Below are 318 nucleotides of genomic sequence, written 5' to 3' on the forward strand. Positions count from 1 at the left end.
TTACAGAAGTCACTGTAACGGCGCATTTTTATATGTATAGATCTTTAAACTGGAGCTTTGTCCAGCTTGTTAACGACGTGCTTTACCGCGGTTTTGGTGAATCTTAAGCTTCGCTTTCATCTTACGTTTTTCTGATGAACGGCTCTTGCTGCGACCACCACGATCGGGCGCTAGATCTTTTTCAAGGCTTGGTTCAAAGCCCTCTAGCCACTCTTGAGGCAAGCGCGTATCAAGTAATCGCTCAATGTCACCCAATAGGTAAGCTTCATCCTGACTCATCAAAGAGATCGCTAAGCCGCTGTTACCCGCACGGCCAGT

At 46.9% G+C, this 318-nt stretch carries 1 pseudogene; it reads right to left on the bottom strand.

The window, feature by feature from the left end:
- Positions 1-69: 69 nt before the first annotated feature.
- Positions 70-318: pseudogene (locus tag AB4623_RS24175) on the bottom strand (ATP-dependent helicase); the annotation flags it as partial.

The sequence above is a fragment of the Vibrio sp. 10N.222.52.C12 genome (genome assembly GCF_041474215.1).
Classification (GTDB): domain Bacteria; phylum Pseudomonadota; class Gammaproteobacteria; order Enterobacterales; family Vibrionaceae; genus Vibrio; species Vibrio crassostreae_C.